The 21,435-nt window shown below is 33.6% G+C and carries 19 protein-coding genes and 1 tRNA gene; 12 read left to right on the plus strand and 8 right to left on the minus strand.

The annotated features are described in order from the left end of the window. Positions 1–160: 160 nt before the first annotated feature. From GAPWK_RS01805 to GAPWK_RS01815, 3 genes are all read left to right on the plus strand, one after another. Entirely contained in the window at positions 161–1,480 is a 1,320-nt protein-coding gene (locus tag GAPWK_RS01805; protein WP_025314589.1) for an MFS transporter, read from the plus strand. A 502-nt stretch (positions 1,481–1,982) separates the two neighbouring features. Then, positions 1,983–3,017 (plus strand): alcohol dehydrogenase AdhP, encoded by a 1,035-nt coding sequence (gene adhP / locus GAPWK_RS01810; protein WP_025314590.1) that lies wholly within the window; start codon positions 1,983–1,985, stop codon positions 3,015–3,017. A gap of 195 nt (positions 3,018–3,212) precedes the next feature. Continuing rightward, positions 3,213–4,661 (plus strand): APC family permease, encoded by a 1,449-nt coding sequence (locus GAPWK_RS01815; RefSeq protein WP_025314591.1) that lies wholly within the window; start codon positions 3,213–3,215, stop codon positions 4,659–4,661. 206 nt (positions 4,662–4,867) lie between these two features. Here GAPWK_RS01815 and rimL read toward each other — a convergent pair whose 3' ends face one another. The 4 genes from rimL to GAPWK_RS01835 all read right to left on the minus strand — a co-directional run bounded on the left by rimL (position 4,868) and on the right by GAPWK_RS01835 (position 7,739). Beyond that, positions 4,868–5,419 (minus strand): 50S ribosomal protein L7/L12-serine acetyltransferase, encoded by a 552-nt coding sequence (rimL, locus tag GAPWK_RS01820; RefSeq protein ID WP_025314592.1) that lies wholly within the window; start codon positions 5,417–5,419, stop codon positions 4,868–4,870. Between the two features lie 190 nt (positions 5,420–5,609). After that, positions 5,610–6,971, minus strand: coding sequence for a PTS ascorbate transporter subunit IIC (locus GAPWK_RS01825; RefSeq protein WP_038517037.1), 1,362 nt, complete (start codon positions 6,969–6,971; stop codon positions 5,610–5,612). A 20-nt stretch (positions 6,972–6,991) separates the two neighbouring features. Further along, a complete protein-coding gene (locus tag GAPWK_RS01830; protein WP_025314594.1) occupies positions 6,992–7,264 on the minus strand; it encodes a PTS sugar transporter subunit IIB in 273 nt (90 codons plus the stop codon). Between the two features lie 31 nt (positions 7,265–7,295). Continuing rightward, positions 7,296–7,739 (minus strand): PTS sugar transporter subunit IIA, encoded by a 444-nt coding sequence (locus tag GAPWK_RS01835; protein WP_025314595.1) that lies wholly within the window; start codon positions 7,737–7,739, stop codon positions 7,296–7,298. A gap of 328 nt (positions 7,740–8,067) precedes the next feature. On the opposite strand from GAPWK_RS01835, the gene GAPWK_RS01840 reads away from it, so the two are divergent. Then, positions 8,068–9,099 (plus strand): LacI family DNA-binding transcriptional regulator, encoded by a 1,032-nt coding sequence (locus GAPWK_RS01840; RefSeq protein WP_025314596.1) that lies wholly within the window; start codon positions 8,068–8,070, stop codon positions 9,097–9,099. A 125-nt stretch (positions 9,100–9,224) separates the two neighbouring features. Here the strand turns inward: GAPWK_RS01840 and GAPWK_RS01845 are convergent. Beyond that, positions 9,225–9,301: transfer RNA gene (locus tag GAPWK_RS01845), tRNA-Pro, on the minus strand. 60 nt (positions 9,302–9,361) lie between these two features. Then, complete coding sequence (gene tgt / locus GAPWK_RS01850; protein ID WP_025314597.1) at positions 9,362–10,510, minus strand: tRNA guanosine(34) transglycosylase Tgt; 1,149 nt, start codon at positions 10,508–10,510, stop codon at positions 9,362–9,364. Positions 10,511–10,648: 138 nt separating this feature from the next. On the opposite strand from tgt, the gene GAPWK_RS14065 reads away from it, so the two are divergent. Continuing rightward, on the plus strand, positions 10,649–11,332 hold the full coding sequence (locus GAPWK_RS14065; protein ID WP_025314598.1) for a M48 family metalloprotease: 684 nt from the start codon (positions 10,649–10,651) through the stop codon (positions 11,330–11,332). Positions 11,333–11,421: 89 nt separating this feature from the next. Here the strand turns inward: GAPWK_RS14065 and queA are convergent, their stop codons facing one another. Continuing rightward, positions 11,422–12,465: a tRNA preQ1(34) S-adenosylmethionine ribosyltransferase-isomerase QueA gene (gene queA / locus GAPWK_RS01860; RefSeq protein ID WP_025314599.1), complete on the minus strand. Its 1,044-nt coding sequence runs from the start codon at positions 12,463–12,465 to the stop codon at positions 11,422–11,424. A 191-nt stretch (positions 12,466–12,656) separates the two neighbouring features. On the opposite strand from queA, the gene GAPWK_RS01865 reads away from it, so the two are divergent. After that, positions 12,657–13,412 (plus strand): M48 family metalloprotease, encoded by a 756-nt coding sequence (locus GAPWK_RS01865; RefSeq protein WP_025314600.1) that lies wholly within the window; start codon positions 12,657–12,659, stop codon positions 13,410–13,412. 365 nt (positions 13,413–13,777) lie between these two features. Here the strand turns inward: GAPWK_RS01865 and GAPWK_RS01870 are convergent, their stop codons facing one another. Next, on the minus strand, positions 13,778–14,992 hold the full coding sequence (locus tag GAPWK_RS01870) for a pyridoxal phosphate-dependent aminotransferase (protein WP_025314601.1): 1,215 nt from the start codon (positions 14,990–14,992) through the stop codon (positions 13,778–13,780). 144 nt (positions 14,993–15,136) lie between these two features. Here GAPWK_RS01870 and GAPWK_RS01875 point away from each other — a divergent pair, with 144 nt between their 5' ends. The 6 genes from GAPWK_RS01875 (at position 15,137) to GAPWK_RS01900 (ending at position 21,422) form a co-directional block, all read left to right on the plus strand. Next, entirely contained in the window at positions 15,137–15,406 is a 270-nt protein-coding gene (locus tag GAPWK_RS01875; protein WP_025314602.1) for an ACT domain-containing protein, read from the plus strand. A 34-nt stretch (positions 15,407–15,440) separates the two neighbouring features. Then, on the plus strand, positions 15,441–16,796 hold the full coding sequence (locus GAPWK_RS01880) for a PFL family protein (protein WP_025314603.1): 1,356 nt from the start codon (positions 15,441–15,443) through the stop codon (positions 16,794–16,796). Positions 16,797–17,108: 312 nt separating this feature from the next. After that, complete coding sequence (locus GAPWK_RS01885; protein WP_025314604.1) at positions 17,109–17,585, plus strand: PTS sugar transporter subunit IIA; 477 nt, start codon at positions 17,109–17,111, stop codon at positions 17,583–17,585. Positions 17,586–17,594: 9 nt separating this feature from the next. Further along, positions 17,595–17,873, plus strand: a complete 279-nt coding sequence (locus GAPWK_RS01890; RefSeq protein ID WP_025314605.1) for a PTS sugar transporter subunit IIB — start codon at positions 17,595–17,597, stop codon at positions 17,871–17,873. 9 nt (positions 17,874–17,882) lie between these two features. Then, positions 17,883–19,265, plus strand: a complete 1,383-nt coding sequence (locus GAPWK_RS01895; RefSeq protein ID WP_025314606.1) for a PTS galactitol transporter subunit IIC — start codon at positions 17,883–17,885, stop codon at positions 19,263–19,265. Between the two features lie 93 nt (positions 19,266–19,358). Continuing rightward, positions 19,359–21,422 (plus strand): BglG family transcription antiterminator, encoded by a 2,064-nt coding sequence (locus GAPWK_RS01900; RefSeq protein WP_025314607.1) that lies wholly within the window; start codon positions 19,359–19,361, stop codon positions 21,420–21,422. Positions 21,423–21,435: the final 13 nt, after the last annotated feature.

Below are 21,435 nucleotides of genomic sequence, written 5' to 3' on the forward strand. Positions count from 1 at the left end.
ATTTAGCCAAACCACTTAAATTTAAAAAAGATTTTGTTTCATGCGAATAATAAAATGTAGGTTGTCATATTTGTTGATATTGTCTTTAAAAAAAATGTTGTTCAGGTATATTAGTAGATTAACGTACACTCTGTGTAAAAAATAATTTACAAGGAAAACTATGTCATACACGGCACCAATTACGCAAACGCGTACTTTAAATAAACAAGACTATAAAACATTAGCATTGTCTGCTTTAGGCGGAGCTTTAGAATTTTATGATTTTATTATATTCGTATTTTTTTCAATTACTATCAGTCATCTGTTTTTTCCTGATGATATGCCTGCATGGTTAAGTCAGGTACAGACATTCGGTATTTTTGCCGCTGGTTATTTAATTCGTCCTTTTGGAGGAATTGTTATGGCGCACTTTGGTGATCTGTTTGGTCGCAAACGGATGTTTACACTTAGCATTCTGCTTATGGCTTTACCAACGTTATTTATCGGTTGTTTACCTACTTATACCCATATTGGAATTTTTGCACCTTTATTATTACTACTTATGCGGTTATGTCAGGGATTGGCAGTAGGGGGCGAAGTACCTGGTGCTTGGACGTTTGTCGCTGAGCACGTACCAAAAGATAAAATTGGCTTAGCATGTGGAATTTTAACTAGTGGCTTAAGTTTAGGTATTTTACTCGGTTCTTTGGTTTCAACTGTTATGAATAAAAGCATTTCACCCGAACAATTAATCGATTGGGGATGGCGTATTCCTTTTATTCTTGGCGGTATTTTTGGTTTGATCGCAATGTATTTGCGCCGTTGGCTAAAAGAAACGCCAATTTTTCTTGAAATTCAGAAACGTAAACAACAAGAACTGGTTAATAAAATTCCTGTCGTTACCGTGATAACTCAATATTTACCACAGACAATATTATCTATGTTACTGACTTGGGTTTTATCAGCCGGTATTATGGTTATTATGTTAATGACTCCTATTTTATTACAAAAATCATTTGGTTATTCACCAATTGATGCGCTACAAGGCAATATATTAGCAATAATAGGTCTGATTATAAGTTGTACTTTTTATGGTATGATGATGGATAAGTGTGCGATGGGTAAGGTCATATTGATCGGTTGTATTCTTGCTGCGCTTGCTATCGCTATTTTTTATTTATCCTTAGATAATCATCAACTTTTATTTATCACTTATTCATTAGCAGGATTCTGCGTGGGTATTGTTGGATCTTTTGCCTATTTTATGGTGAAAGTCTTTCCTACTCAAATTCGTTATAGTGGGGTATCGTTTTCGTTTAATATGGCGTATGCCATCGCTGGTGGATTAACACCATTACTGATATCGTTTTTGACTGACTTTGTAAACAAAATGGCACCAGCTATGTATGTGGTTGGGTTATTTGCACTTGGTGCATTAATTGGACTATTTTTATTAATAAATAATAATAGTCAAAAATATATTGCAAATGATATTGGTTAACCATAATTTTTTTAATGTCAAATTAGGAACGAGTATTCAGGCTTGTTCCTTTAAAATATAAAAACATTTTCCTGTCTGTGATCTTCTATTTATTTCATGGCGTAATCTTTCAAAAAGCCTTATACCATCATTAATTGATCTAAAAATTTCATGAGATAAATGTAAAAACTAATTAAGCATTTTTGATTATCTATCGCTAACTTACATTAAGTTATCAAATTATTTGGTTAATTCACAATTAAGTTAATGGGTATGAATTATTATTCAATAGATAACAGCAAAATAAAAAAGCAGAGCAAACAACTAATAAAGTTAATTAAGGACGCTTTTTAGCAATTCTAGATTTTTGTCAAAAAGTTTGAGGTTATATATACGTTTCAATCAGGAGTATTAAATAATCAAACTTTTTAATAATTTTGTGAAATAGCTCATTTTTTTTCAACATAGTTAGGATAGAATAAACTAAGTTATGTTTTATTTTAAAATTATTTAGGAGAAAAAAATGAAGGCAGCAGTTGTTAGACAAGAGTGCGATGGTCAAGTTGAGATTAAAGATATTCCTCTTCGTCCATTAGAAGCAGGTGAAGCTTTAGTTGAAGTTGAATATTGTGGTCTTTGTCATACAGATCTTCATGTGGCGGCGGGTGATTTTGGTAAAAAACCTGGTCGTGTTATTGGGCATGAGGGAGTAGGGATCGTTACTAAAATAGCTCCAGATGTGAAAAGTTTAAAAATTGGTGATCGAGTCAGTATTGCTTGGTTCCATGCTGGTTGTGGTTCGTGTGAATATTGTATTTCAGGTCAGGAAACCTTTTGCCGTAATGTTTTAAATTCTGGATATAGTGTCGATGGTGGTATGGCAGAACAGTGTATTGTTAAAGCAGATTATGCAGTTAAAGTGCCAGAGGGATTAGATCCGGCTCAAGCAACTAGCGTAACTTGTGCTGGAGTAACAACTTACAAAGGCATCAAAGTTGCAGACACAAAACCTGGTCAATGGCTTGCGGTATTTGGTATTGGTGGTTTAGGTACTTTAGCTGTTGAATATGGTAAAAAAGTGTTTAACAATAAAGTAGTGGCGATTAGTAATAGTGACAGTCAATTAGAACTATGTAAAGAGCTTGGTGCCGACTTGCTTGTTAACCCTAAAAAAGTGGCAGACGTAGGTGCTTATATTAAAGAACATACAGGTGGTGGTGTGCATGGTGCGGTGGTAACATCGGTCACTAAAACTGCTTTTAATCAAGCAATTGAGTCTGTTCGTCCTTTAGGTAGAGTTGTCGCTTTAGGTTTACCTTCTGAAACTATGGATTTAAGTATTCCTAAAACAGTATTAGATGGTATTCAAGTTTTAGGTTCATTGGTTGGTACGCGTCAAGATTTAGCCGAAGCATTCCAATTTAGTGCTGAAGGTAAAGTTGTACCAATTGTTGAAAAACGTCCATTAGAAGATATCAACGACATGATTAACGAAATGAGAGAAGGTAAAATTCGTGGTCGTATGGTTGTTGATATGAAAATGAAAAAACAGAAATAATTGTTTTCTATATTAAATTAAAAACCAATAAAAGCTGGCTTGATGCCAGCTTTTTTGTTGATCAAATATTAATTTATCACTTTTACTTTCGTTAGTTTTACTATCAATAATATTAATCGTTCTTGTATTTTATTAAGAAATCCATATCATAAATCAATTTTGCTCGCTAATTTAATATGTTTTAAGAGGACCTTTATGGAAGATCACAATTTAGAAAATAATTTACGGAAAGATCTTGGTTTAGTTTCTGCATTGTCACTGGTTGTTGGTATGGTTTTAGGGGCTGGCGCATTTATGAAACCGCCAGCCGTATTAGAAGTTGCCGGTGATTATAACTATGCACTGTTAGCGTGGATCATTGGTGGCGTTTTTTCTATTTGTGGTGGATTAACGCTTTGTGAATTAGGTGTTATGTTTCCACGTACGGGCGGTATGTTGGTTTATCTAGAAAAAATTTACGGCTCAAAAGTTTCTCATCTTTATGGTTGGATGATTACCGTGCTTTTTGCTCCGTCATTAGTTGGAGCATTGGTGGGATATTTCAGTTCGGTATTTTGTTTGTTATTTGGCATTGATGATTCTTATAAAATGGCAGTAAGTGCTGGCGTTTTAGGATTTATTGCTGTTATTAATGCTATTGGTGTTAAACAAGCAGGTTATTTGCAAACCATAGCTACTGCTTGTAAGCTTATACCCATTTTATTGTTAGCAATATTTGGGCTATGGAAAGGCAATGGTCAAGTAGCATTATTTAGTGCTAGTGGTCAAGGGATTGAAACTTATGCTCCATTTGCTGTAGCTATTTTAGCTACTTTATTTGCTTATGATGGTTGGGCTCAAGTTGCCTCTGTTGCCGGTGAAATTCATAATCCCGCAAAAGTTTTACCTAAAGCAATTATTTTGGGCATTATATTTTTAGTTGTTGTTTATGCTTGTATCAATATTGCATTGTTTAAAATTTTTCCTGTACAAGAAATGGTATCACTTGGTCATGATGCTTCGGCCGTTGCCTCACAACGTATGTTTGGCCATTTGGGTGGTAATTTAGTTGCTGTTGGCATTATGATCTCAATTTTAGGTGGGATTAATGGTTATATTATGACGTTATCTCGTACAATTTTCAGTATGGCAGAACGAGGAACCATCATTGGCGCGCGTTATTTAAGTACAATTGATGATGATAGCCGCTCACCAGTTAATGCTATATGTGTATTAGTGATATTTTCTTTTTTATATTCAATTTTACTGGATGCTGATCGTTTATCTGAAATCTCAATGTTTTCGATTTGGGTATTTTATCTATTAACATTTATTGGTGTAATCATCGCTCGTAAAAAATATGCCGATGTCCCAAGATCTTATAAAGTAATTGGTTATCCAATCATTCCGATTATCGCTATTCTAGGGGCTATGTATGTTATTTACGGTATGCTTGTCTATCAAACTTTTAATGGCATTGCGTCAATAATTCTAACTTTAATCGGTTTACCTTTATATTTTTATTACCACAGAAAGAATAAAAATAAAGAACTTTCACTTGGTGAAATGAAGAAATACAAAGTGAAAATGCAATATACCATCGCAGTGTCTACAATGATCATCGTTGCTCTGTTAGCTCTTTATGGTGGAGTGGTAAGTAAATAATAAATGATTATATTTTGTTTATTGCAAAATGAGTTATTTAGATAGACGTTATAAAACTAAAAAACGATATTATGAAATGACCCCAATAGTTGGACAACCAATTAATGAGGGTCTTTTTGTGCGTAATTTTTCTTTAACTTAATCGTTAATAATATATTTAATATAAAGTTAGTGAGTAATCATTTTGTTACAATTTGGTGAAAATTTTAAAGGTATGTTGAAATTAGGCCATAAATATTTTGATCATGATAAATTCCATTTAAGTATTCAGCCTGTTTAAGTGTTCCTTCATAACTAAAACCGCATCGTTTAGCAACTGCATTACTTTTAGGATTATCGACAGAGCATTTAATAACAAATCGTTTAATTATTTTTTGTGATGCATAGTAGTGAGTCAGCGCTTGGATTGCTTGAGTCATAACACCTTTACCTTCTGCTCGGCTATCGAGCCAATAACCAATATAGGCAGTTTTATTGTTTTTATCTATTCGATTAAAAGACAGTAAGCCGACAGGGTTGCTATCCCATAAAATTACATAAGTTTTGGTAATATCTTTTTGATGCTCGATTGAACAATTATCTAAAAAATTTGATGTGTCAGTTTCATTATTGACAAATTTAGGCCAAGCCATAAATTGACTAAAACTATCACGATTAACATCAATAATATTGTATAACTTAGTTGAATATTGTCGATCTGATGGCACTAAATGAATATGTTCATTGACAAAGATAATTTGTTGATTGGTATTTGTCATTAATTATTCCTTTAAGAGAGTACAACCAATTTTTAGTTAGTATAAATATAAATCAAAGAATAATATAAAACGTTACTAAATTAAATAATTATATTTCTAGTTTTATCGTTAGCATTAATTATAAAAAATTACCAGATCATTTGATCTGGTAATTTAATCGTTATTTGGAATTAATTAAAAACTTTTACACTTAATTATCTGCAGTTTTCTTATTGTTAAACATATAGTTGTGGATAACCAAAAGAGCAAAGACAGCAATAATAATAACCATTATTATGTCTTTGTTAAACCATTTGGCCATATTACCTAAAATAATACCAATACCACAGAAATCGACATCAGAGAAAGTCGTATTTGCAAAACCAAGTGAACCTAAAACAGGTAATAAAAGGACAGGTAAAAATGTGACTAATAAACCATTAGCAAATGCGCCAAGCATTGCACCTAGGCGTCCACCCATAGCATTACCGAAAACACCAGCAGTTGCACCACAGAAGAAATGAGGAACTACGCCAGGTAGAATTAGTACAGCATTTAATTGACCTAATACAAATAGACCAACTAATCCTCCTAGAAAACTAAATAAAAAACCAATTAGTACCGCGTTTGGTGCATATGGGAAAACAACTGGACAATCTAAGGCTGGTTTAGCATTCGGCACGAGTTTTTCTGAGAAACCTGTAAATGCTGGAACAATTTCAGCAAGAATTAACCGTACACCTTGTAGAATAATAAATACTCCAGCTGCAAATGTAATTGCTTCAATGATTGCATAAACTAGGTAATTATCACCATTACTTAACTTTGTTTGGACATAATCAGGCCCAGCAAAAATGGCAAGGATCAGATAGATAATCATCATTGTTAATGAAATTGAAATTGAGCTATCACGCAAGAAACTTAGATTTTTAGGTAAATTCATCTCTTCCGTTGAACGAGAGTTTTTACCTGCGATTTGACCTAGCGCTCCTGCCAATACATAACCTAAGGTACCAAAGTGGCCAAATCCAACATCATTATTTCCTGTTATTTTACGCATATATGGTTGAGCTATTGCAGGGAAAAACGCCATAATCAGCCCAAGTACAAGGGCTCCAGTAAAGATTAATTGCCAGCCTTCAAAACCTGCAACAGTTAGAATAATACTAATCATACAAGCCATATAAAAGGTATGATGTCCAGTTAAAAAGATAAACTTTAAACATGTAAAACGCGCAACCACAATATTAGCAATCATCCCAAAAGCCATAATTAATGCTGTTGCTGCTCCATATTTATTTAATGCCATTGACACGATAGCTTCATTATTAGGGATGATACCTTGTAGTTTAAAGGCTTCTTCAAACATCATGCCTAATGGTGTAATCGCACTAATAAGTACAGTTGCACCACCACCCAATACTAAAAATCCTAAAATAGTTTTAATTGTTCCTTTTACCGTATCAGCAAATGATTTGCGTTGGGCTATTAACCCAACCATAGCAATCATACCAACTAATACGGCAGGTACTTTTAAAATATCAACGAAAAATTTAACAACATCTTGAATCATTGCAACACCTCATTATTTGACTATTGCTTAGCAAAATGTTCAACGAGTTTGGACTCCAAATCATTGATATCAATTATATTATTTAGAACAACTAGTTTATCGCTAGGAATACCAGAGCTATCAGCTAAATCTTTTGTCATAACAAATAAATCAGCTTGTTCTGGTGTTGCTGAGGCAAGATCTGCATGGGTTACTTCTGCATCAATATTTAATTTTTTTAGGACTTTTTTGATATTCATTTCAACCATAAAACTGCTACCAAGACCTGAACCACAAACTGCCATAATTTTCATTTTATTTATCCTTTTCTTAATTTTATTAAATTTAATAACGATTGATCACAGCTAATATTTGATCACTATTTTGTGCATTAAAAATTGTCTGCATGTCGTTTGTTTCACTAAACAGCTCAGCTAATTGAGTTAACATTTCAATATGGCTCGTACTATCACTGGCTGCTAATAATGTAATTAAATATACAGGGTCATTTTCTGTTGAATTAAATTTCACGCCTTGTTTGACCAATAGCATCGATAAACCTAGTTGATTGACTCCTTGCTCTGGTCTAGCATGTGGCATGGCGATACCAGGTGCCAATACGTAGTAAGGTCCCATTGATTCATGTAATTGAAAAATTGCTTCGACGTAATTTTGCGAAATAGCATTATTTTCTAATAATGGTTTTGCACAAATTTGTATCGCTTCCTTCCAATCTTCAACAGAATCAACAATATTGACTGTTTGGTCGGTTAACCATTTACCTAACATTTTACCTCCACTAAAACTGATATCATCAATAGTTAGTTTAAAAAATAACATATTAAATAAAATTAGAAATAGAAAAATAGTAGAAATGTGATAGCGCTATCAAAGTTGGTAAAAATTTTTCTTATTTTGTGATGAAGGACACATTTTTAATACATCGATTATAAAATAGTTATCTATACGTATTAGTATTATGTAAATAAGAGGCATTCCATAATGATTGCATCATACTTGTCTATTATTTATTATTTGTATCAATTTTTTCTGTTTTGCTACCATTAATATCAGATTTATTTGAAAAAATTTAGATTCAATTTAATCGGAATGAAAGATGCAAGAAATAAAGAAGCGTAAAACTACCGGACAGATTACTTTATTCGATGTTGCAAAATATGCAGGTGTCGGAACGATGACCGTATCTAGAGCTTTACGAACTCCTGATCGAGTTTCGGACAAACTTCGCCAAAAAATTCAAATTGCTGTCGATACTTTAGGCTATAAACCCAATGTTGCCGCGAGTTTGCTAGCTTCTGCATCGGCAAATCGAGTTGTTGCTGTTATTACTCCTAAAATATATGATCATTCAGCTCAACTATGGTTAAATTCACTTCAAACACACTTAGCAAAAGAGGAATATACAACATTAGTTATTGAATCTTATCACTATCAAAAATTCGAATCGCAAATGTTGGATGCTTTATATAGTCATAATCTTGAAGCAATATTACTATTTCAAGTTGAAGATGAAAGTTTTATTGAGAAAATTCTACAAAACAAAATTGTTCCTATTTTGAATATCGGTAAAGATTATGAAGGATTAACTAATCTAAACATTAGAATAGATGATAGTTTAGCCATGTATATGCTTACTGAATATGTGATTAAAAAAGGTTATCAACACATTGGGTTACTTTGTGCTAACCAAGAATATCAAATTTTTCAACAGCGTTTACACGGATGGCATAAAGCCATGTTAGCTTATCATCTTCCTACACATCGAGTTATTAATGCAGCTAAACCAGCCAATTTTAGTACTGGAAGTGAGTTGTTACCCGATATGTTGTTAAATTGGCCAGAACTAGACGCATTAATTTGTACGACAGATGAATTAGCTTGTGGGGCCTTGTATGAATGTCAACGTCGACATATTCGAGTTCCTTATCAATTAGCCGTAACTGGCTTTGGTGATAATGAGTTTAGTCAAGTAAGTTTTCCAGCATTAACAACAGTCGCTTTTCCGTATAAGGAAATCGGTGAATATACAGCCACTCTGCTATTAGATAATTTAAAGAATAAAAAAGCAACAAATAGAATAGATTTGTCAGCGTTTGTACCAGTCATTCGAATGCGGGCGAGTGTTTAATTAGCTTTATTAAGAAAGATGATTAGAATTATTAAGATCGGCTCGAACCTCTGGTCGGTTCTCATCCTCTCAAAATGCAGATAATAAAAAAGCCTACTCAGTGAGTAGGCTTCTTTATTTAAAATTGGTCGGCGAGAGAGGATTCGAACCTCCGACCCACTGGTCCCAAACCAGTTGCGCTACCAAGCTGCGCTACTCGCCGTTAGGAAGCGCATAATACTGCGCTAACTAAAAAGTGTCAATACTTACCTAAAAAAATATGCTAGTTATTTTCAGATTTTGCGAATGGGGCAGGTTTTTTACCAATACGTTGATAAAATTCGATAACAAATTCTTCATAACGTTTATTTGCCACGGCTTCACGAATCTCTGCCATTAGGCGTTGGTAATAACGCAAATTATGAATGGTGTTTAATCGTGCGCCCAAAATTTCCCCACATTTATCTAAATGATGCAGATAAGATTTTGTGTAATTTTTACATGTGTAACAATCACAATGAGGATCCAGCGGTGTCGTGTCATCTTTATATTTGGCATTACGAATTTTGATTACACCGTCAGTTACAAATAGGTGACCATTGCGTGCGTTACGAGTTGGCATTACACAGTCAAACATATCGATGCCACGACGTACGCCTTCCACTAAATCTTCTGGTTTACCAACCCCCATCAAATAACGTGGTTTATCGGCAGGTAATTGTGGGCATGTGCCTTCCAATATACGATGCATATCCTCTTTTGGTTCGCCGACAGCGAGGCCTCCAACAGCATAACCATCAAACCCAATTTCTGTTAATCCTTTAATTGATATGTCACGTAATTCTTGATGTATACCACCTTGAACAATACCAAATAGGGCATTTTTATTGCCTAACTCATCAAAGCGTTTTCTGCTGCGTTTGGCCCAACGTAGTGACATTTCCATTGATTTTTTGACATAATCCCAGTCTGCAGGAAATGGTGCACATTCGTCAAATATCATGACGATGTCAGAACCAAGATCATATTGGATTTCCATGGAAATTTCTGGTGATAAAAAGATTTTATCTCCATTGATTGGATGCCTAAAATAGACGCCTTCTTCTTTAATTTTTCGAATATCACCTAAACTAAATACCTGAAAACCACCTGAATCTGTTAAGATTGGACCATGCCATTGCATGAAATCATGCAGATCACCATGTTTACGCATGATTTCTTGTCCAGGCCTTAGCCATAAATGGAAGGTATTGCCTAATAAGATTTGAGCTCCCGTTGCGGCAACTTCTTCAGGTGTCATACCTTTTACTGTTCCATAAGTTCCGACAGGCATAAATGCAGGGGTTTCTACAGTATATTCGACCCCACGGCGATCGAATTTCATACGTCCACGACGAGCTAAGCCGTCGGTATTATCTAATTCAAATTTCATTTATTTATTTACCTCTTGCGACCAAATAAACAGTTTGGCGCGAATTATTGATATAATGCATTGTGTACTATTACATTGCAGCGCTTAGTTTATCGTGCTTGACTTGAATTAACAACTTTTGAAAGGATCTTAAGAATTGTGAATTATGTTATTTTGATATTTTCATTATTATTAATATTTGTGTCGACCGCCTGTCAAAATAGTGCAAATACTGGTTCAACTAAACGTATATCTTCTGAAACAGTAAAAATTTTATCCGAACAAGATATAATCGCTATTAGTACGCAAGCCTGTAATGAAATGGATCATAGGGCAACAATTGCAACTAATAATCATGCTTTGAATCAACGGTTAAATAAAATCGTTAATACATTGCCTAACAATATTAATAATAGAAATATAAATTATAAGGTTTATTTGAATATTGAACCCAATGCCTGGTCAACTGCAAATGGTTGTATTCGCGTGAATAGTGGATTGATGAAATTATTGACGGATAATGAGTTGCAAGCCGTATTGGCACATGAACAAGGACATATTGCACTTAAACATGCTATAAAATCATTTCGGCAAGCTCCTTATATTGAAATTACCGATAAAGCCAATGAAATTGTTATCATGGTAAAACAAGAAATTGCGCAACAGTATGAAGTTGAGGCTGATGAATATGCTTTGAATCTTCTATTAAAAGAAAAAATTGATCCTATAGGTTTGATAAATATGTTATCTAAAATGCCTATTCATGCATCAGAATATCCGACAGCTCATCCGTCAAATTTACATCGTATGAATAACATTTTAGATAAATTAAAGAATAAATAGCTAATTAAAATGATTGATTGGAAAAGTTACCAATCAAATTTGACATATCAGCTTGATTAAGTAACTTCCTACTAAATGTTGATAAGATTTTAAATTGATTTATTAGATTGTTTAGTGATAAACATAGCATCACCATAGCTAAAAAATCGATACTGTTTCTTAACCGCTTCTTGATAAGCATTCATTGTATTTTCATATCCTGCAAACGCTGATACAAGCATAATTAATGTTGATTCGGGTAGATGAAAATTTGTGATCAGTGAATCAATGACATTAAAGTGGAAGCCAGGATAAATAAATATCTGTGTATCAGCAAAAAAAGGAGCAATTTCCCCAGTTTTTTGTGCTGCACTTTCAAGTGCTCTAACCGAGGTCGTTCCCACTGCGATAACTTTATTACCTCTGGCTTTGCAGGCTAATACCGCTTTGACAACTTCCTCTGGAACCTCTGCATACTCTGCGTGCATAACATGCGTTTCTATATTTTCAACTCTTACTGGTTGAAATGTCCCTGCGCCAACATGTAAAGTGACAAAAGCCATTTCAACCCCTTTTTGTTTCAGTTTTTCTAATAAACTTTCATCAAAATGAAGTCCAGCCGTAGGTGCTGCAACTGCTCCAGGTACTTTATTGTATACGGTTTGATAAACTTCACGATCTTGGTCATCATCAGGTCTATCAATATAAGGCGGTAAAGGTATATGACCGATTTTACTTAAAATGGTAAGAACGTCGTCCGGAAATTGTAATTCAAAAAGGCTATCATGACGAGCTACCATAGTTACAGTAACCGATGAGTCTTCTCCTAATATTAATTCTGCTCCTTCTTTAGGCGATTTTGACGCTTTTATATGTGCAAGTGCACGATTCCCATCTAATAATCGTTCAATAAGTATTTCAATTTTACCACCAGATGATTTTTTTCCATAAACGCGAGCAGGTATGACTCTAGTGTTATTAAAAATAAGCAAATCGCCTGGATTAATTTTGTCGACAATATCAGTAAAAATGTCATGGCTAATCTTACCTGTTTTTCCATCAAGTGATAAAAGCCGGCATGCACTTCTAGTTTCTGATGGATATTTGGCAATGAGTTCTTTAGGAAGTGTAAAATCGAAATCAGATAGTTGCATAAATTTGTACCTTAAAAAATGGGTGATTAGTCTAAATCTCATATACTGAGTAATCAAGAAATTATTTTTCAAGTGTTAAAACAAGCAATTATTTATTGATTATTATTAAAGTTAGTTTAAAATTTCTGCGTCTAACTTAACTTAACTTAGTTTAGATGGATATAGATAATTATTTAAATAAGGAAAAAATTATGAAAAAACATCAAAAAACATTATTAGTTGCATTACCTTTAGTTGCAGCTATGTCTCTAACTGGTTGTAATATGAATCCAGATGATTTGGCTAATCTAGGCATGAAAGGTCTTAAAGCTGCAACATTAAGTGATGATGAAGTTAAACAATTAAGTAAAGATTCTTGTGCACAAATGGATGCCCAATCAAAAGTTGCCTCTGCAAACAGCGCTTACTCTAAAAGATTAAAGAGAATTGTTAAAAATTTAGGCAATAGAATTGATGGTACACCAATTAACTATAAAGTATATATCACTAAAGATGTTAATGCTTGGGCAATGGCAAACGGTTGTGTGCGTGTCTATAGTGGTTTAATGGATTTAATGACAGATAATGAAATTCAAGGTGTTTTAGGTCATGAATTGGGTCATGTTGCTTTAGGTCATAGTAAAAAAGCTATTCAAGTTGCTTATGCAACTGAAATTGCCCAAGATGCAGCCGCTGCGTCAGGTAATGCTGCAGTCGCTTCAATATCTAAATCTAAGTTAGGTGCTTTAGCAAAAGCAGTAATTAATTCTCAATTCTCACAAAAACAAGAACAAGATGCAGATAACTATTCATTTGATTTCTTAGTTCAGAAAAAAATTAATCCAGCAGGACTTGCAACAGCATTTGATAAATTAGGTGGTGGAGATTCTTCAATATTAAGTAGTCATCCATCTTCTAAATCACGTGCAGAAAATATCCGCAAAAAACTTGCAGAAATAAAGAGATAAAAGCCTCTTAATATTATAAAAGCGCCATTTATGGCGTTTTTATATAACTTTTATGCAATTACTTTTCTAAATTGATGTAAAATTATCGCCAGTAATCTTATCTTTTTTCTTCTAACCTATTAAGTAATGTATTGCTATTTTCTGAATTTAGTATGGCTAGGATGATATGACAAAGGTAAGGTGGCGGAAATAATTATTCTTATTCAATAACAAAGAATAAATTTGATTTATAAAGTTCCAACATCAGCATATAAGACTATATGTTGAATAAATTAAAAAAACACTGAAATTTTTATGTGGTTTATAATTCAATTTTAAATATTTATATCATTAACCCCAGTAGGAACTGGGGATTATTATATATTTTATTGTTTATAAGAAGATAGGAATTTAGCAAATCTTTCAATCGCATCTTCAAGTTCACCGGTATGAGGTAAAGCAACAATCCTAACGTGATCGGGTTGATGCCAGTTAAACCCAGTCCCTTGTACCAGTAATACTTTTTGTTGTAACAAAAAGTCTAAAACTAATTTTTGGTCGTTATGGATATTAAATTTTTTCTGATCAAGTTTTGGGAATAAATATAAAGCACCTTGAGGTTTAGTGCATGATACGCCTGGGATATCATTGAGTAATCGCCATGCCAGCATACATTGATCGTAAAGTCGTCCACCAGGTACAATAAACTCATTAATACTTTGGTAACCTCCCAAAGCGGCTTGAATGGCATGTTGCAATGGCACATTTGCACATAAACGCATTGATGCTAGCATGTTTAAACCTTCAATATAGCCTTTAACGTGCTGTTTTGGCCCACAAAGTGCCATCCATCCTTGTCTGAATCCTGCAGATCGATATGTTTTTGATAAACCGCTCATAGTTATGACAAAAAGATCGGGTGCTAGGGCTGCAATTGAATGATGAACAGCATCATCATATAAAATTTTATCGTAAATTTCGTCAGCAAAAATGATCAAATTATTTTGTCGAGCAATTTCAGCAATCTCAAGTAATACCTCTTTACTGTAAACCGCTCCTGTTGGATTATTAGGATTAATAATCACAATTCCTTTTGTTTTGGATGTGATTTTGCTCTTAATATCTTCTAAGTCTGGTGACCAATTAGCTTCTTCATCACATAGATAATGAACTGCATTACCCCCAGATAAACTAATTGCCGCTGTCCATAATGGATAATCAGGCATTGGAACTAAAACTTCATCTCCGCTATTAAGTAGTGCTTGCATTGACTGAACGATTAATTCTGAAACACCATTTCCGATATAGATATCTTCCACATCTAAATCGGTAATTCCTCTGGATTGATAATGTTGCATAACTGCTTTGCGAGCAGAGTAGAGACCTTTTGAATCACAATATCCTTGTGAAGTAGGTAGATTGCGAATGACATCTACTAATAATTCATCTGGAGCAGTAAAACCAAACGGGGCGGGATTTCCAATATTAAGTTTAAGGATCGTTTGACCTTCTTCTTCAAGTCGTTTTGCATGTTCAAGAATTGGTCCACGTATATCGTAACAAACATGATCCAATTTATTGGATTTTTGGAAATTTACCATGATTCTGCCCTTTCTATTTATTGTGATAGTTTTTATTTTTTAACAAAAAAACAATCTACTCCTATTTCGATAATTTTTGAAGATGTTATTATAATTAGCTTGAGAAATATTTTTTGATTGTGTGAAATTTGTGCGGAGAGAGTTATGAAGACTATTTTAACAGTAATTGGTAAAGATCAAACGGGGATTATTGCAGGTATCAGTCAGAAATTATATGAGTTAAATATTAATATTTTAGATGTGAGTCAAACAATTATGGGGGAATATTTCACTATGATTATGTTATTAGATTTATCTAAAATTAATATGTCATTTGATGATGTGAAGACTGCATTGACTCAAACTGGTGACAACCTAAAAGTAAAAGTGAATATTCAACGGGAAGAAATTTTTGATGCGATGCATCGTTTATAATCTAAATTTTGTACTTTATTAAAGGATAATACTTATGGAAACTAAACAAATCCTCGAAACGATTAAAATGATTGAGGAAGAAAAACTTGATATCCGCACAATTACCATGGGTATTTCACTTCTGGATTGTATTGATAGTGATGGCGAAAAAGCGCGACGAAAAATCTATGAAAAAATTACGCGATTAGCTAAAGATCTCGTTAAAGTTGGGGATGAAATTACCTCAGAGTTTGGTATTCCAATTATTAATAAACGTATTTCAGTTACCCCAATCTCGTTGATTGCTGGTGCGAGTAACGATAAAGATTATGTTGAATTTGCTAAAACACTCGATGCAGCAGCTAAAGCAGTAGGTGTTAACTTTATTGGTGGTTTTTCAGCGTTAGTTCAAAAAGGGTGCCATAAAGGCGATGAAATTTTAATTAAATCAATTCCTCAAGCATTAGCACAAACAGAAAGAGTTTGTTCATCTGTTAATGTTGGTTCCACACAAACTGGCATCAACATGAATGCTGTGAAATTAATGGGGCAGATTATTAAAGAGGCTGCTGCATTAACGGCAGATAATAGCAGTATGGCATGTGCCAAATTAGTGGTGTTTGCTAATGCAGTTGAAGATAATCCTTTTATGGCAGGAGCATTTCATGGCGTCGGTGAGGCTGATTGTGTTATTAATGTTGGAGTCAGTGGTCCTGGCGTTGTAAAACGTGCGCTTGAAAAAGTTAAAGGTGAATCGTTTGATGTTGTTGCTGAAACGATCAAAAAAACTGCATTTAAAATTACTCGAATGGGGCAGCTTGTTGGTAAAGAGGCATCAGAGCGTTTAGGTGTGAAATTTGGTATTGTTGATTTATCTTTAGCACCAACTCCAGCTATTGGTGATTCAGTTGCACATATTTTAGAGGAAATGGGTTTAGAAGCTGTTGGTACCCATGGAACAACGGCAGCACTTGCTATGTTAAATGATGCAGTTAAAAAAGGCGGAGTAATGGCCTGTGGGCATGTGGGTGGTTTAAGTGGTGCCTTTATTCCTGTATCAGAAGATGCAGGGATGATTGATGCAGTAAATAATGGTGCATTAAATTTGGAAAAACTTGAAGCAATGACCTGTGTTTGCTCTGTCGGACTTGATATGATAGCTATTCCAGGGGACACCCCTGCAGAAACCATTTCAGCAATTATCGCCGATGAAGCTGCAATTGGTGTTATTAATCACAAAACTACTGCGGTGCGAATTATTCCAGCTGTAGGTTTAGATGTGGGTGATAATATCGAATTCGGTGGGTTACTTGGGCATGCGCCAGTGATGCCTGTAAATAAATTTTCCTCTTGTGATTTTATCAATCGTGGTGGACGAATTCCTGCTCCAATTCATTCATTCAAAAACTAATTAATTAGTAATAAATTGGTTATCTTTCATAATCCGTCTGTGGAAAGCAGACGGAGATTAATCTATTTTTAGATTCTATTTTTCCTTCAAAAATATATTTATAAAACCCACTTGATAAAATTATTAATACTATTGTTATAACTCTCCCTATGATGTGCAATACCATGGCGACTATTTGGTATCAAATCCATTAGTTTCTTTTATTTTTATTTTCTAAAATCAATCACATCTAAACAGTGCTAATTTAATTCTAGCAGTAGCAAATAACTAATGTTTTAAAAATTTGCTGATCACTTAATGATGGAGGATGAAATGGGGAATGAATCTAGCGAGCAAATGTTTTTTGAAGATTTAATTCTTTTAGATAAAGACTTCCAAAATACTAATCAATTTTTTGAATTCACATTTTCTGTTTTAAAAAAGAAAGGATATGTTAATAACTCTTTCTTAGATGCAATTAAAAAAAGAGAATCTTCATTCCCAACTGCTCTACCTACAGAACCTTATGTAGTTGCTATGCCTCATACTGACATTGAACATGTGATTAAACCATTCATCTTTTTTACTCGAGTTAAAGGAACCATTCCATGGTGCGAAATGGCAAATAATGACCATGTATTAAATGCTAATTTTGTTTTTTTACTTGGGTTTAACAAAAAAAATGGACATATTGATTTGTTGCAAAAATTAATGTCCTGCTTTGTAAATTCATGTTTTTTAGAGTCTCTTTTCCATGCAAAAAACAAACATGAAGTTTTTACACTACTCACGTCGAATATTAATTTATAAGGAGGCATTATGAAAAAAGTTATTGTTGCATGTGGCAGTGGAGTAGCTACATCTCAAACAGTTGCAAGTAAGGTTACACGTTTATTAAAAGAACGAAATCTTGATGACATAAAGGTTGAAGTTGTCGATCTAAAATCGGTTGATTCTCATATCAAAAGTAGCGCGGCATACATAGCGATAACCAAAGTTGAAAAACAATATTCTATCCCTGTGATTAATGGCATTGCATTTTTAACGGGAATAAATATGGAAGCTGAATTACAAAAAATTATCGATGCCTGTAAATAGGAGTACATTATGGACTTTCTTGGAACAATTATAAATTATATTTTAAATTTAGGTGCTCCAGTTTTTGTACCTTTTATTATGCTCATTGCGGGTTTAATTGTCCGAATGAAATTTAGAGATGGTGCATCAGCCGCTATTACATTAGGTGTTGCATTTGTTGGTATGAGTATGCTGATTGGTTTTATGGTAGGCGCCATTGGCTCAGCAGCACAAACAATGATGGAACGAACAGGTATTGAGCTTAGTATTGTTGATGGCGGTTGGACAACTATGGCAAACGTATCTTGGGCTTGGCCGTATGCTTTTCTAATGTTTCCTTTACAAGTTGGCGTCAATATTTTAATGCTAGTCTTCAAAAAGACAGATACATTTAACGCTGATTTATGGAATGTATGGGGAAAAATTTTTACAGCTTTCATTGTTGTCGCTGTTGCTACACCAATTTTAGGATCTGTTGTGGCATTGGTTCTTGCTTTTATTGTTGCCACATTACAAATCATATTGGAACTTAATTCTGGTGATATTAATCAACATCGTATTGAAAAATTAACGGGTATTCCAGGTGTTACATGTACTCACCGAATGTTATTTTTTAGTGCAATTTATTACCCTTTTGATCTACTTCTTCGCAAAATTCCTATTTTAAATAAACCAATGGATGCAGCAACGTTACGCGCCAAAATTGGTATTTTTGCTGAAAATCATGTAATTGGTTTTTTATTAGGTGTGACCTTTGGAATTATTGCTGGTTATGATGTGGCAGCCATCTTAATGTTAGGTGTGCAAGCAGCTACCGCATTGATGTTATTTCCAATGATTTCTAAATTATTTATGCAGGCGCTTTCGCCAATTTCTGAAGCAATCAGTGATTACATGAATAAGCGTTTTGCTGGGCGTAAATTGTTTGTCGGTTTGGACTGGCCATTTATGGGAGGAGCCAGTGAGATATGGTTTACTATAATTGTTGCTATTCCTTTTACTTTAATTTGGGCTGTTATTTTACCTGGCAATAAACTTTTACCGTTTGCTGGCATTATCAACATTGCCCTTATTGTGCCTGCTTATATTTTAACTAAAGGTAATACTTTAAGAATGGTTATCTTAGCAATTATAGGCGTGCCATTTTTCTTATTTGTTGGTACCCAGTTTGCACCTATCATCACCGATTTAGGATTATCAACTAAAGCAATTGATATTCCAGCCAATCAATTAATTTCAAATAGTTCTATTGATGCACCTGTCTTTACCTATGCGTTTTCTTTTATTTGGCAATGTTTGCAAGGTTATTTTGTACCCTTAATTTTTGCTGTTTATTGGTGTGTAGGATATTTCTTTTATGCCCGTGAACTGCGCAGGGAAACAATACAGGATTTAGCTGAAAATAATGGATAAATGAGCATTTAAACATTCGTTGAAAATAGTGTTTAGTATCTCTGATGGTAATGATAATTACCATCAGACAACGAACAAAAAGGTAATTGTTATATGGTTGTTGATAATAGAATTCATACTGTTCTAAATGCCTTGATTCAAAACCCAAGTATCAGTGGTGTAGAACTTCAAGCTGAATTTGGGTTAACACGCAAACAACTTAGTTATACATTAAAGAAAATTAATGATTTCCTTGAGTCTTCTAATCTTGAATTAATTAAACGTTTTAAAACAGGAAAATTTAGTGTACCAAAACATGTCATTGAAACATTTAGAGATGAACCTGTTTCAAAAGCTATTGGACGTTATATATATTCAGAAGATGAACGAGTCCATTTGCTTTTATTCTTTTTATTAACTCGAACTGAAAGATTGTCATTAATACATTTATCTTCCGCTCTTACTATTAGCCAAAATACCGTTATTAATGACATTAAAAAAGTACAACTCATGATAGTGCAATATCATTTACAAATAAGCTATGACCGTGAAAATGGTTACAGAATTATTGGTAAAGAAATTGACAAACGGTATTTATTGCTGAAATTAATTCGTAGAATTATCAGTATGCCAGTCGCGGATAAAATATTTAAAGAAAATGATATTATTACTCAAGGTGGATTAGAACAAGTAGGGCAGGTATTTAGTGAAATAGAGAAAAAATTAAAAATTATTTTTACCGATGAGCAGTTACAAGAACTGACCTACTTTATCTGTTTTATGTTACAGCGCATTGAAACCGATAAAAAAATTGAGCACTTACCTGAAAATTATGCTGAAGTTGCCAACAGTCGTGATTTTCAATTGATGAAAAAGTTGATTGAAAAATTTGGTATTACCGATCTTAATGAACAAATTTTTTTAACGATTCTAGTGCAAAGTTCAAATATCCAAACTTTATCAGACAAATATTTCCATTTAGATACTGTATTATTGGAAAGTGCGGTTGAAGTTATTAATAATTTTGAGCAGATTAGTTGTATTACTTTTAGGGATAAGAGTGAACTTACTGAACGCATTTATCAACATTGGAAACCCGCCTATTATCGAATTCGTTATCATATTACCAACATTAATAGTGTCTATGACATAGTTTTACAAGAGTTTGGTCATTTACATGAAATGGTACGAAAAGCCATTGCACCGTTTGAGAAAATTTTGCATTGTAATATGCCTGATGAAGAAGTCGCTTTTATAACGGTTTTATTTGGCGGCTGGTTAACTCGTGAAGGTTTGATAAATCAAATTAAAACAAAAAAAATTGCGATTGTTGTCTGTGAAAATAGTGCAACTGTTTCAACTTATCTTTATTTAACTTTGCAAGTTTTGTTACCCGAATTACATTTTTCAGATGCAATGTCTAAACGTGAGTTTGAAAAATATAATCATTATTATGATATTGTGTTTTCAACATCCTATTTATCGACCGATAAACTTTTATTTATTGTTAATCCATCCGTTAATAATTTTCATAAAAATGCTTTTCGTAATCAGGTGATCGGCACTTTACAAGGAATTGATCCAAGCATAATTCAAGTTGAAGAACTGATGTTAATTATTGAAAAGTTCAGTAATATAAAAGAGAGAAAAGCCTTACAAAAAGAGTTAACCTCATATCTGTATAACGATGAAGTAAATGATAACCCTTTACGTATAACCCAACATGAAATTCCATCACTTGCTGATTTAATGCAACCAGAACATATCAATATTGCGCAATCAGCCGATATTTCATGGCAAGATGCACTTGAATTAGCCGCAAAACCACTTCTAACTAATCAATCCATAGAGCATTATTATCTTGAAAGGATGATTAACAAAATTCAATTTGAACAACCTTATATTATGTTAGTTGATGGCTTAATCATCGCGCATGCTGGTATTGATGATGGTGTTAATAAAGTTGCGATGTCTTTACTTAAATTTCCTCAAAAAATTGATATTTGTGGTTATATGCAAGCAGATTTAATCGTTGTTCTTGCTACCAATAACCCACAAAAACATCTTAAAGCTTTAGCTCAATTAAATGAATTATTAGAACTTCATGAAGGAGCTACATATATACGAAAGGCAAACGATAGCCATGAAATTTGGAAATTGTTTGCAAACTATCAATGAATATTTTGCCAAA

The organism is Gilliamella apicola (assembly GCF_000599985.1).
Lineage (GTDB): Bacteria > Pseudomonadota > Gammaproteobacteria > Enterobacterales > Orbaceae > Gilliamella > Gilliamella apicola.